The sequence below is a fragment of the Metabacillus sp. YM-086 genome (genome assembly GCF_048059995.1).
Taxonomy (GTDB): domain Bacteria; phylum Bacillota; class Bacilli; order Bacillales; family Bacillaceae; genus Metabacillus; species Metabacillus litoralis_B.
Genome location: NZ_JBLUOI010000115.1, coordinates 1 through 11,114, shown reverse-complemented (window position 1 = coordinate 11,114; position 11,114 = coordinate 1). Strand labels below are relative to the sequence as shown.

Here is an 11,114-nt window from a genome sequence, read left to right as displayed (position 1 = left end):
ATAATTTTTGCCATTTAGTAACTCTCCTTTTTTGTGTATACAAGCTGCCGTTAACAAGAACTCTTCATATGTAAAACGATCAGCAAGACATCTTTCATTTAATCGTTAGTCTATATTGAAAAAAAAATCATTTCACAGAGATTCATCATCGATCTTTACATTCTTATTCTCTACAAAATGCTACCGATTATTATCTGCCTTTTCCATTTAAACACTGACATTTCGACATTTCAAGAACTTGATAAAATTGCAATCGGTTACACCTAAAATTCGTATAATTCAAATAATTAAACTTATGGATTAGGTACGGTGGATAACGAATTTACACCCTTTTTTAGACATTCTCTAAGCAAATTTTACCAAATCAAAAAAGAGACTCCTTTGAGCCTCTTTCTAGGTTTTCATTACTTGTTTTCACTAAACCATTTATCGATTTGCTTCATAATTGAGCTCATTGCCTCTTTATTTGAAAATTTCGGAAGCTCAGCTAATATTGCTTGTTTTGGCTGGGTAGCTTTTTCTCCTTTTTTCTGAAGAATTAAAATACTTTTTCCATGTCTTTCATCTTTAAAGAGTGATAATGGTAATTTAATAAAGCCTTGTATAAATGCTACTTTCCGTAAATATTCATTTAGCTTTGGCGCTTCTTTTGTTTCAAATAAAGAATTAGGAACAACAAAAAATAAATATCCATCTTCCTTAATATGTTTAATGCTCTGCTCCATAAAAAGGTGATGTGAATAAGAATGACCTTCATCAGCTTTTAATTCATATTTTGCTGCTTCCACATCATTAGGATAATACCCAACTGGAAGATCGCAAACAACTAGATCAACTGGATCTATAAACAATCGCTCTAAGCTATCTTGATTAAAAAATTGAACAGGATGCTCCTGAAGATTTGCGCTTATATAAGCTAATCTAATAAGCAAATCATCAACTTCAACTCCGTAACTATCCACTTCATCAATCGTTAAATAATTCAGGATTGTTGTAAGTAAATTCCCCGTTCCTACTGCTGGATCTAGTATTGATAGTTTGTTTTGTTTCCCCACAAATTTACTAACAAGATACCCCAAGAACAAGCCTATTGTATCTGGTGTCATTTGATGATTAGGGTGTGCACCATCTTTTAATCCTTTTAAGATTGCTAATTGAAAAGCTTTTCGCAATTCTTCTCTATCATACGAACCTAACGTTACAGATTCATATTTTCTTTTTAAGCTTTTAGAAGTTACCTCACTTAAATCCTCTTGTAAGATAGATTGTTGAAATAAGTTTTCTCCTGTTTCAGCTAACGCCTCTATGTATGTAATATTACACTCCTGAGCGAGTAAATCTGCTGTTTCATTTATTACTGCAAACAAATTTTCAATCTTTGATATTGTTTTCATACATTTACTCCTCCTAGCACTTTACCTCTTTCCATTCTAGACATTGTTTTTCGTTTAGTCAAAGTAATCGTCCTAGAATCAGTAAATAGAAAACGAAATAAAAATAGAAAAAGGACCGACATATTGTCAGTCCCACATGATTAAACCTTATTGTGCAGCTTTAGCCGCTTCAATCGCCGCTTCATAATTTGGATGGTTTGTTGCTTCACTAACATATTCCACATATGTTACTTTATCGTTTGAATCTACAACAAATACTGATCTTGCTAATAAACGTAATTCCTTAATTAATACACCATAAGCTTCACCAAAAGAAGCATCACGATGATCAGATAATGTTTTTACATTTTCAAGACCATTCGATGCACACCATCTTTTTTGTGCAAATGGTAAATCCATGCTAACTGTTAACACTTCAACATTTTCAAGCTTTGATGCATCTTCATTAAAACGGCGTGTTTGTGCATCACAAACTCCTGTATCAATAGAAGGAACTACTGAAATAATACGTACTTTCCCTTTTGAATCAGCTAGTGAAACTGGTGATAAATCATTTGCTAGTACAGTAAAATCTGGTGCTTGATCACCAACATTAACTTCATTTCCTAGTAATGTAACTGGGTTATTTTTGAACGTAATAGATGCCATACCGAACTCCTCCTTTTAATTATGTACAGAGTAAATATAGCCTAGCTTTCCAAAATTATCAATTATTATGTTTTTAAAGTTCAGTTTACTTTACCTTCCGAAAAAATAACTGCCTACTAGTAGGCAGTTAAATGTCTAGATCTTGTTTTTGATTTTGACTTGATTGATTGCTATTAATATCTTCTAAAGGATCATTCTTTTGTTCATTCCCCTTATCCTTTTTAAATATACCTTGAATTTTTTCAACCGCTTGAGGTGCAGCCTCCAAAATTTTCTCGTATAAATGGGTGCTCTCGTCTAAATGAAGCATCTTCACTCCATTTGAAGAAACGATTAAGAATGCGATAGGAGTGATTGAAACTCCACCACCACTTCCGCCGCCAAATGGAAGTTTTGGTGTTTTTTGACCTTGACCATCACCTTCTTCTTTGCTAGCTGAATTAAATTCACTACCTCCAGCTGCAAACCCAAAGCCAACCTTTGAAACAGTTAAAATTACACTTCCATCGGGTGTTTCAACAGGATCTCCTACAATGGTATTTACATCAATCATTTGTTTTAAATTTTCCATTGCAGTCTTCATTAACCCTTGAATTGGATGATCACTCATTATGTAGCCTCCTTTAGAAATTATAACCGGTCATGCTCATCTCATCGAGAAGGGGTCATAGCCATCTTATTTCATGCTAATTTGCAAAAAATGAAAATGGTTTGCTCTTAAGTTTAGGGCGACCACCTTTCCAATATTTGATAAGCTGAATACCTGCCAACATAGCTTGCCCGATTCGAAATTGAATCATACATTGTAATTTTGTTCTTGAACAATAAACATTAAATTCAGGTGTAATTGAAATAATGGGTGTTGTATGCAACTGCATATATTGACTAACAATTCCAACCACCCCACCTTTTATCGACCACGCTAATCCTGTCAGCATTCCTGTATGGGCAGCATCTCCAATTCCGATTTGTGAATGCCACTCAAATTCTTTCACTTTTACTTTCTTTAAAAACCGTCGTACTATTTTATGTAATCCTACTACATGCTGTAAAATTTCTTTTACATCATGTATAGCTTTTACTTCCTCTTCAGGTGTAATCTTTTCTTTTCCCTTTTTCACCTTTTTGTTTGAATTCTCATCACCAAGCTTCTGCTCTTGCTTAACAATTACATTTGCTTCATCATCAACCTTTATTAAAGGAATGGATATCGTATAACGAATAATGCCAAGCCATGCACGAAACTTTATTTTTAAATGATCATCATCTCCGACGTGAAGTAAATCAATGATAACTGTTAGTCTTGTCATTAAAATAAGGAAAAAAAGGAATAATAATATCAGTAAAATGACTATGATCCAAACCATTATGCCACACCCTTTCATTTTGCATTATCACCTCTTAAAAATTAAAATAAACCTGCTTTCATAAACAGGTTAAAAAAAAGGCTGTTGATTAAACAAATGCTTCAGTTTTTAGACAAAAGAAATTGGGATTATGCCAGCGCATGCCACACTTTCTCATAAGTGAGATGAGGAACACAGCTGTTAGGAATACGAAGAGTATTGGTCTTCCTAAGGGAGATGATGACCATTTCTGCTAGGAATTCAAAGAGTAATGGTCTTCATAAGGAAGATGATGACCATTTCTGCTAGGTATTCGAAGAGAAATAGTCTTCATAAGGGAGATGATGACCATTTCTGCTAGGAATTCAAAGAGTAATGGTCCTCATAAGGAAGATGATGACCATTTCTGCTAGGTATTCGAAGAAAGATGGTCTTCATAAGGGAGATGATGACCACTTCTGCTAGGTATTCGAAGAGTATTGGTCTTCCTAAGGGAGATGATGACCATTTCTGCTAGGTATTCGAAGAGTAATGGTCTTCATATGAGAGATGATGACCATTTCTGCTAGGTATTCGAAGAGTAATGGTCTTCATAAGGGAGATGATGACCATTTGCTCGATGGTTTCCTTTCGCTTTGACGCCTGGAAAGGAAATCAACAGACTCTTTTCACCTCAAGCCCAAAAAAAGACTGTAGACAAGACCGATTATAATCGAGTTTATCTACAGTCCGATGCCTGTTGATTAAACAACAGACTCTTCTTTAATTGATTTTGAAAATATTTTTTCATGAATAACTAGGGTGTCAGCAAAAATATCATGTAAAGCTTGTTTTTTGGGAGTAAATGCTGCAATCACATAACCAATCCAAATAATTTTTGAAATATACCTTCCAATTAACTCTCTGAATAGGATTGTAGCCCAATTTAAATTTTCTTCTCCCTTAGCAGAAACTACTTTTAGTCCAAAAACCATTTTCCCTAAGGTTTGCTTCAACAGTTTTGTCATGATTACAAAATATGCAAAAAATGTAATGGCAGTAATAATTGAAACAATAGAAAAGATAAATGAATCATTTGTATCTATGCCTATTAATTGTAACAGAGGATAAACAAGGATACGATTCATACTACCAATAACAATCAGGTCTATTAAATATGCCCAAAAACGAATCCAGAAGCCTGCTAGTAGATTTGTATAGTCTACAACTGTTTCTTTTTCTACAGGTTGATCCTTTTCAGAATGATCTAACCCCTCATATGTAGCGTCCACATACAGCCCTCCTTATTCAGAATATAAATACATTAGCCTTGGTGAATTTGTATTTGACAGAAGCTGATAAAGATTTGACAGTTCAATGTCTTCCCTAAATACTTTGCTAGCAGTCATTGATAGAAGGCTTTCAAAACCTAAAGCTGTACCATATTGAATCACTTGCGCATCCTTAATTTTCAAATCTTTTTTCATTGCTTCAACTGTGTCGTCAAAATAACCTAATTCATCAATTAACTTAATTTCCTTTGCTTGTCTTCCATCGTAAATTCTACCATCTGCAACCTTTCGTACCTGATCTTCTGACAATGGTCGTCCTTCTGTGATAACATCTACAAATCCCGCATAAGCATTATCGACCATAGATTGTAGAATGTTTCTTTCGTCCTCTGTCATTTCACGGGTTGGTGAAAAAATATCCTTGTATGGTCCGCTCTTAATCGTTTCAAACTTTACACCATACTTTTCAGCCAATCCACCATAGTTAATAGACTGCATGATTACACCTAAAGAACCAGTTAACGTATCGGGTGCAGCAAAAATTTTATCTCCTGCTGTAGAAATATAATATCCTCCTGATGCTGCTTGTGTTCCCATCGATACATACAATGGTTTTTTGCTAGTTTCTTTTAACTCAAGAAGTTTTTTATGTATTTCCGCACTTTCTACAACTCCGCCACCAGGAGAATTCACCCTTAAGATGACTCCTTTTATCGTGTTATCCTCACCTGCAGCCTCTATCATATCTAAAAACGTTTGATGTTTATATCCCGCTGTACTAAAGAACGAGGTAACATCTTCGCCTGTGTCTTGGATCACTCCATTTACATTTAAAACAAGAATTTTACTAAATTCAGAGCCCTCATCAATGACTTCCTCCGAAAATTCAGAACCAGTTGAGAAAGCTTCCGCAAACATCTCACTTTGATTTAAGAACATCATCGTTGAACTGATAATAATGGAAAATACAAATAAAACAGCTGCGATTGCTAAAGCTCCCCAGCGCTTACCATTCATTGTTCTTACCTCCTCTGTTTTTTTGCAGTATGTTATGATTTATCTAGCAGGTTGAAACATTTTCTTATGTAAAAGTGGTAAACTAAACAACATAAAGTATTGTACCATCTTCAAGGAAAAATGTGGAGATTTACATATCTAAGGAGGAATCATTGTGACAGATCGTCGTAATATTTACTTTTTCTACAAAAAAGAGGAACATACACTTGAAAAAATTAACACATTAATTGAAGCTGCTAAAAAAAGTGATTTTATAGTTGTAAATGATTATAAAAAAGCAAACATCATTGTCAGTATCGGTGGAGATGGTGCTTTCCTTCAAGCTGCTCGAAAAACAAATTTCAGATCAGATTGCTTGTATGTGGGTATCGGCGTTGATGATACATTAAGCCTATACTGCGATTTTCATTTAGATGATATTGAGAAAATGATAGAAGCAATAAATGAATCTCAAATAGAAGTAAGACGTTATCCTGTTTTAGAAGTAAAAATCGATGATTCAACAACGTTTAAATGCTTAAATGAATGTTCTATTCGTTCAAGCATCATTAAAACATTTGTTATTGATGTTTTTATTGATAATCTCCATTTTGAAACATTCCGAGGAGATGGTATGTTGATTGCTACACCAACTGGAAGCACTGGGTATACCAAGTCTGTAAACGGAGCAGTGGTTGACCCTATGTTACCGTGTATACAAGTGAGTGAATTAGCTTCATTAAACAATAACCTTTACCGTACCCTAGGCTCTTCCTTTATTCTTAGCGATAAAAGAAAATTAAAGCTTAAGGTTGTACAAGATGGTAATGATTATCCTGTTATTGGAATGGATAATGAAGCATTAAGTATTCGCCATGTCCAGGAATTAGAGTTCGGTCTAAGCGAACAACCAATTAAAACGGTTAAACTTAAAGATAATTCTTACTGGGAAAAAGTACAGAGAACATTTTTATAATAGAGTTAATAAACCGAGGAAGAATGCCTTCCTCGGTTTATGTTGTTTGCAACGCATTCTTCTTATAAACAATGTCATTATCTACTACAGTCATCATGACATTTGTACTTAAGAGTTTATCAGGTTCAATTGTAAAAATATCTTGATCCAAAATTGTAAAATCTGCCGTATATCCTTTTTTGATCATACCTCTATCTTGCTCATGATGAATAGCGTATGCGCTGCCCTTTGTAAAAAGCTCAACAGCTTCGTACATAGATAATTTTTCTTCAGGCAGATAACTTTTCCCTGTTTCTTCATATTCGCTTGTTCTTGTCACAGCAGCATGAATTCCTAATAAGGGATCAACCGGCTCAATTGGTGCATCTGATCCTCCTGCACAGTGAATTCCTTCATTTAAAAGTGTTTTCCAAGCATAGCAGGATTCTAAATGCTCTTCCCCAATTCGGTCAATAACCCATGGAAAATCACTAGTGACAAAACGAGGCTGAATATCTAAAATAATAGGTAAATGTTTAGCTTTTTCAATTAATTCTTTTCTCAGAATTTGAGCATGAATAAGACGATCATGTTGTCCCTTTAAAGGTGGATTGTTTTTAATGATATCAATTGTCCATTGAAATGCTAGGTCACCAATTACATGAACTGCAACTTCCATTTTATATTGTCTCGCCTTTTGGACCAATTCCTCTAACTCTTTCTTTGTGTGAATAGCAACTCCTGATGTTGTTGGTTCATCTTTATATGGAAAACTAAGAAGCGCAGTTCTTCCCCCAAGTGCACCATCAGCAAAGATTTTCATAGCACCAAATTCACCAAACTCTCCAATCTCTCTCTTTTTCTGTTGAAATTCATCAACGATAAGATGATGAACAAGTAAATGACTTCGAAATTTCATGCCATTGTTTAATACTCTTTGAAAAGCTTCTAATGTATTTTCCAAACTTCCATAGTAAGAGAGATCTTCAGTATGAGCTCCTACCAGCCCTTTTTGATAGCAATCTTTAATAGATGTATGAAGAGCAAACTCCAGTTCTTCTACCGTCGGGGATGGAGCGATATTAAGTACAAGCTCCTGTGCTTGATCTAACAAATATCCAGTTGGGTTAAGCTCCTGATCTCTGACAATAACCCCACCTGCTGGATCCTCTGATTCTTTAGAAATATTTGCAAGTTCCAATGCTTTTGAATTAGCTATAATTGCATGCCTACATATACGTCTTAACATAACAGGATGATCTGGCGATACCTCATCTAACTCTGAGCGATGAAGTATTCTTTGATCTTCTAATTGATTTTCGTTCCAACCCTCGCCAATAATCCAACTTCCTTTTTTTACTTCAGTTGCTCTTTTTTTTATACTTTGTATAATCTCACTAGAGTCAGTTGTTCTTGAAAAATCCAGTCTTAGCAGCTTTTCTCCATGAGCAATTAAATGAAGATGGCTATCGACCAGCCCTGGAATCATTGTATGACCTTGTAGGTCCTGTTTCTCTGTAATTTCATCGGAGTACTGAGTAGTAAGTGTTTCATAGCTACCTACGTCTACGATTCGTCCATTTTTTGTGAAAACGGCATGAACTTTCCCTTTTTCCTGCTCTAATGTGTAGATGTTTCCACCATACCATAACGTTCCCATATTATTCCTCCACCTAAAAGAATTCATTTACTGAATGGTACCACATTTCAACTTCCATAAAAAATAACCAGGAAGTAATTTCCCCTGGTTATTTTTTAAGTACGATAGTATCGAAATGTCTAAAGCTTTCACATTAGGACGTGGCAATAAGAAAAGTTTTTCTATACTACGCCTGTTTAAGCTTTAATTCACGGTCTCTTAATACTACGCGTCGAATTTTTCCTGAAGTTGTTTTTGGTAAATCTTCAATAAATTCGATTTCTCTCGGATACTTATAAGGAGCTGTTAAATCTTTCACGTGCTGCTGAAGGGTCGATATAAGGTCTGGTTCATTGGCTAATGAAGGATTTCTTAACACAACAAATGCTTTTACAACATTTCCTCTTACCTCGTCAGGACTTGCAACAACAGCACATTCTTTCACATATGGATGTTTTACAAGTGCATCTTCTACCTCGAAAGGTCCAATGGTATATCCTGAACTAATAATAATATCATCACTTCTACCTTCGAACCAGAAATATCCATCCTCATCCATTCGGGCACGGTCACCAGTTACATAATAATCACCTCTGAACTGCATAGCTGTTCGTTCAAAATCCTTATAGTATTCTTTAAATAAAGCTGGTGTGTCTCGGTGAACCGCAATGTCTCCAACTTCCCCTACAGCACAAACTTCACTTTCATCATTAATAATTTTCACATCATTACCTGGTGTTGGTTTCCCCATTGAACCAGGCTTAATTTCCATTCCTTTTAAAACACCTACAAGTAAAGTGTTCTCTGTTTGTCCATAACCGTCGCGTACACTCACATTAAAATATTTTTGGAATGTTTCAATAACCTCTCTATTTAAAGGCTCTCCAGCAGATACAGCACTATGTAAGTTTGTAAGTGAATATTGATCTAGTTTTTCAACCTTTGCCATTAAACGATATTCAGTTGGTGTACAACATAAAACATTTACACTGTAATCGTCTAAAAGTTGTAAGTATTTTTCTGGATCAAACTTCCCGTGGTAGATCAATCCCGTTGCACCGGAACCTAATACAGATAAAAATGGACTCCAAACCCACTTTTGCCAACCAGGGCCTGCAGTTGCCCAAACAACGTCATTTTCATCAATACTTAGCCAATTTTTTGCGGCTGTTCTTAAATGAGCAAAAGCCCACCCATGTGTATGGACAACCCCTTTAGGGTTACCTGTTGTACCAGAAGTATAAGATATAAAAGCCATGCTATCTGACTTTGTTTGGACTGGTTCCATTGAGGTACTTTGTGAACTAATCAATTCTTCTAACGAAGTCCAATCTTGTTTATTTCCCTCTACAACAAATTTTTTTAGGGAAGGATATTCTTTTATCTCTTTAAATTCTTCTGTATAAAGCCCATAGCTTATAACGGCCTTTACATCTCCATGTGTAATTCGGTATTGTAAATCTTTTGTTTTCAGCATTTCTGAGCTAGGAATAACAACTAACCCTGCCTTTAACGCTCCCAAATATACAGCGTAGGCATCTATCACTCTAGGAATCACCACTAAAACTGTTTGTCCAGGCTTTAACCCCTGCTCTATTAAAGCGTTTCCAATCTGATTTACTCGATTTATTAATGAATGGTAGGTAATTTCCTTTTTCTCACCTTGTTCGTTTTCCCATTTTAATGCAACTTTTGTGGAGTCTCCAGCATATTTCTCTATTTCTTCAACTAGATTATAAATTGGTGGTGCAAGAAGTTCTTCTCTTACCATATTTCCCCCTCCTTCACATTTATACTTCATATTATACCTAATCGACCCAACTTTTTAAATGTTAATGAAACTTCATTATGACAGATTATATGCGGATTTCCGACATAATAATCTAGAGTAAACTAAAAAACAGACCCAATAAGGCCTGTCAGGAATTTATCTTAGCTTTGTTCATTTGCTTGTTTAGCATTTTTTGGTTCATTTCTTCTTTTTCTTTGTTGTTTTCTACTTTTTTGGAGTTTTTGTCGTTGTTCTCTTTCTCCATCATATTCTTCTGCTATTTCTTCTCGATCATCTCTAGTCAAATAAAACACCCCTTTTTTCACATGAAAAGAGTGGGGTTTCCCCCACCCTTAGTAGCCATTATTTATTTAATTATTGTTGGAAAGAACCGCTCATTTGTTGTTGAGCAAAAGAAACTAAACGTTTTGTGATTTCACCACCAACTGAACCGTTAGCACGTGAAGTTGTTTCTGGTCCTAAGTTAACACCAAATTCAGAAGCGATTTCATACTTCATTTGATCGATAGCTTGTGCAGCACCAGGTACAACAAGTTGGTTTGAGCTATTAGATCCACTGTTTTGTGCCATGTGTATCACCTCCTTGTGAGTATAGAATGTGTAAATACACATGGCTTCATTCATTATTTTAGTTGGAAATTCTTCACAACTAATTCACATTTATCTAAGCTCAACCATTAGAATAAAGAATCAAAATCAGCTTCTCTCTCTTTAGCAATGGTTAATACTTCTATGTTAGAAACGGCTTCATCTACAAGTTCATCAAAATCAACGAAGCTTTCAAATCTAGATACTTTTTCTACCTTAGGTCTTGTTTTAGGATTTGCTGGGGTGAAAATTGTACAACAATCCTCATATGGACGGATAGAGATATCATGTGTTCCAATTTCTTTTGCAATCGAAATGATTTCTGTCTTATCCATTGTGATCAATGGTCTTAAAATAGGAGTATTTGTTACATCGTTAATTGCAACCATGCTTTCCAATGTTTGACTAGCCACTTGACCAAGGCTTTCTCCAGTTATTAGCGCCAAGCCCTGTTGTTTTTCGCGAAGCTTGTCTGCTATTTTTAG

At 35.2% G+C, this 11,114-nt stretch carries 11 protein-coding genes and 1 pseudogene; 1 reads left to right on the top strand and 11 read right to left on the bottom strand.

Annotated elements, in window-relative coordinates; all coding sequences use genetic code 11:
- Positions 1-404: 404 nt before the first annotated feature.
- The 6 genes from ACEWK1_RS25890 to sppA form a co-directional block, all read right to left on the bottom strand.
- Positions 405-1,394, bottom strand: coding sequence for a class I SAM-dependent methyltransferase (locus tag ACEWK1_RS25890; protein ID WP_121663052.1), 990 nt, complete (start codon positions 1,392-1,394; stop codon positions 405-407).
- Between the two features lie 147 nt (positions 1,395-1,541).
- Positions 1,542-2,042, bottom strand: coding sequence for a thiol peroxidase (gene tpx, locus ACEWK1_RS25885; protein WP_098795008.1), 501 nt, complete (start codon positions 2,040-2,042; stop codon positions 1,542-1,544).
- Between the two features lie 127 nt (positions 2,043-2,169).
- Entirely contained in the window at positions 2,170-2,652 is a 483-nt protein-coding gene (gene ytfJ / locus ACEWK1_RS25880) for a GerW family sporulation protein (protein WP_212136919.1), read from the bottom strand.
- Between the two features lie 76 nt (positions 2,653-2,728).
- On the bottom strand, positions 2,729-3,409 hold the full coding sequence (locus ACEWK1_RS25875; RefSeq protein ID WP_121665068.1) for a DUF2953 domain-containing protein: 681 nt from the start codon (positions 3,407-3,409) through the stop codon (positions 2,729-2,731).
- A gap of 722 nt (positions 3,410-4,131) precedes the next feature.
- Positions 4,132-4,659, bottom strand: a complete 528-nt coding sequence (locus tag ACEWK1_RS25870) for an RDD family protein (protein ID WP_212136921.1) — start codon at positions 4,657-4,659, stop codon at positions 4,132-4,134.
- A gap of 12 nt (positions 4,660-4,671) precedes the next feature.
- Positions 4,672-5,676 carry a signal peptide peptidase SppA gene (gene sppA, locus ACEWK1_RS25865; protein WP_121663055.1) on the bottom strand — a complete coding sequence of 335 codons (1,005 nt, stop codon included), beginning with the start codon at positions 5,674-5,676 and terminating at the stop codon, positions 4,672-4,674.
- Between the two features lie 154 nt (positions 5,677-5,830).
- On the opposite strand from sppA, the gene ACEWK1_RS25860 reads away from it, so the two are divergent.
- Entirely contained in the window at positions 5,831-6,631 is an 801-nt protein-coding gene (locus tag ACEWK1_RS25860; protein WP_121663056.1) for an NAD kinase, read from the top strand.
- 37 nt (positions 6,632-6,668) lie between these two features.
- On the opposite strand, the gene ACEWK1_RS25855 is transcribed toward ACEWK1_RS25860, so the two are convergent.
- From ACEWK1_RS25855 to ACEWK1_RS25835, 5 genes and pseudogenes are all read right to left on the bottom strand, one after another.
- Positions 6,669-8,270, bottom strand: coding sequence for an amidohydrolase (locus ACEWK1_RS25855; RefSeq protein ID WP_212136923.1), 1,602 nt, complete (start codon positions 8,268-8,270; stop codon positions 6,669-6,671).
- 166 nt (positions 8,271-8,436) lie between these two features.
- Positions 8,437-10,020, bottom strand: a complete 1,584-nt coding sequence (gene mbcS / locus ACEWK1_RS25850) for an acyl-CoA synthetase MbcS (RefSeq protein ID WP_212136925.1) — start codon at positions 10,018-10,020, stop codon at positions 8,437-8,439.
- 161 nt (positions 10,021-10,181) lie between these two features.
- Entirely contained in the window at positions 10,182-10,325 is a 144-nt protein-coding gene (locus tag ACEWK1_RS25845; protein ID WP_162987437.1) for a hypothetical protein, read from the bottom strand.
- Between the two features lie 70 nt (positions 10,326-10,395).
- Positions 10,396-10,611, bottom strand: coding sequence for an alpha/beta-type small acid-soluble spore protein (locus tag ACEWK1_RS25840; RefSeq protein WP_121663059.1), 216 nt, complete (start codon positions 10,609-10,611; stop codon positions 10,396-10,398).
- Between the two features lie 107 nt (positions 10,612-10,718).
- Positions 10,719-11,114 (bottom strand): annotated as a pseudogene (locus ACEWK1_RS25835) (tRNA 4-thiouridine(8) synthase ThiI); the annotation flags it as partial.

What these genes read in the sequence shown, in the direction of transcription:
- ytfJ (WP_212136919.1), bottom strand. Translation starts at nt 2,652, where the DNA reads ATGAGTGATCATCCAATTCAAGGGTTAATGAAGACTGCAATGGAAAAT.
- mbcS (WP_212136925.1), bottom strand. Translation starts at nt 10,020, where the DNA reads ATGGTAAGAGAAGAACTTCTTGCACCACCAATTTATAATCTAGTTGAA.
- ACEWK1_RS25875 (WP_121665068.1), bottom strand. Translation starts at nt 3,409, where the DNA reads ATGGTTTGGATCATAGTCATTTTACTGATATTATTATTCCTTTTTTTC.
- tpx (WP_098795008.1), bottom strand. Translation starts at nt 2,042, where the DNA reads ATGGCATCTATTACGTTCAAAAATAACCCAGTTACATTACTAGGAAAT.
- ACEWK1_RS25840 (WP_121663059.1), bottom strand. Translation starts at nt 10,611, where the DNA reads ATGGCACAAAACAGTGGATCTAATAGCTCAAACCAACTTGTTGTACCT.
- sppA (WP_121663055.1), bottom strand. Translation starts at nt 5,676, where the DNA reads ATGAATGGTAAGCGCTGGGGAGCTTTAGCAATCGCAGCTGTTTTATTT.
- ACEWK1_RS25890 (WP_121663052.1), bottom strand. Translation starts at nt 1,394, where the DNA reads ATGAAAACAATATCAAAGATTGAAAATTTGTTTGCAGTAATAAATGAA.
- ACEWK1_RS25855 (WP_212136923.1), bottom strand. Translation starts at nt 8,270, where the DNA reads ATGGGAACGTTATGGTATGGTGGAAACATCTACACATTAGAGCAGGAA.